Below are 1,097 nucleotides of genomic sequence, written 5' to 3'. Positions count from 1 at the left end.
CTGCGGCTATGCGAAGTGCCCAACAAGAGAGTGAAGAAAAAGGCTCGAATCAATTTGAGAAGCTACGGCAAGAACATATTGTTTTTATTGTTGATGAGGCTCATCGTGCGGTTAGTGATGAGGAAATGAAGCGAATTAAGAAAATATTACCCAATTCAACCTGGTTTGGATTAACGGGGACGCCTATTTTTGAACAAAATAAAAAGCAAGAAAATGGAACCTTTGCCAGAACGACGAGCCAGCAATACGGGCCACTCCTTCACTCCTATACAACCAAAAACGCTATGGATGATGGCGCTGTTTTAGGCTTTCAAGTCGAGTATCATTCACTGATTTCAGAAGAGGATCAAGAGGTAATTGTCACCCAACTCAATAAAGGAAAGTTACCAGACGATGTCTTACAACAAGAAAAATTGTTGCCTACGGAACTTTATGAAACAGATGAACATATTCGTACCATGTTACAAAAAATCTTTAATCGGAGAAGTGTGGTCAAAAAGTTCAAGGTACAGAATGGTTTTCCTACGATGTCAGCCATTCTTACCACTCACTCGATTGCCCAAGCCAAACATATTTACCGGATTTTAAAGGAAATGAAAGATAATGGGACACTCTTGAATGGGCGACAATTTGATGAACGTCATCAACTGATTGATAAAGATTTCCCAAGAGTAGCTATTACCTTCTCAACCAATCCGGATCAATTAGAAAAAAATGAACAAGACGATGAATTAGTAGAGATCATGAAAGAGTATGCGAAACAGTTTGATGCTTCTCCTTATCAAGATGAGAAACTCTACAATCAAAATATTAATAAACGGTTGGCCCGTAAGGAAAAGCAATATCAATCGGATGGTCAGTGGCTAGATTTTGTCATTGTTGTCGATCGTTTATTGACAGGCTTTGATTCTCCAACGATTCAAACCTTATATATTGATCGAGAAATGAACTATCAAAAGCTCCTTCAAGCGTTCTCAAGAACGAATCGTATTTATACAGGAAAAGATTCTGGGTTGATTGTCTCTTTTAGAAAGCCCTTCACCATGAAAGAAAATGTGCAAAACACGTTTCGTCTATTCTCAAATGAAAATCAAAAC

1 protein-coding gene is annotated in these 1,097 nt (G+C 38.2%); it reads left to right on the top strand.

Annotated elements, in window-relative coordinates:
- A partial coding sequence (locus tag ABTZ99_RS45025; RefSeq protein WP_499619297.1) for a type I restriction enzyme subunit R domain-containing protein occupies window positions 1-1,097 on the top strand: 1,097 nt, incomplete at both ends.

This window comes from Actinosynnema sp. NPDC002837 (genome assembly GCF_040295345.1).
In the GTDB taxonomy this organism is placed as follows: domain Bacteria; phylum Actinomycetota; class Actinomycetes; order Mycobacteriales; family Pseudonocardiaceae; genus Actinosynnema.
The sequence above is the reverse complement of the archived record's forward strand: the minus strand, read 5'-3'. Positions and strand labels throughout refer to the sequence as shown.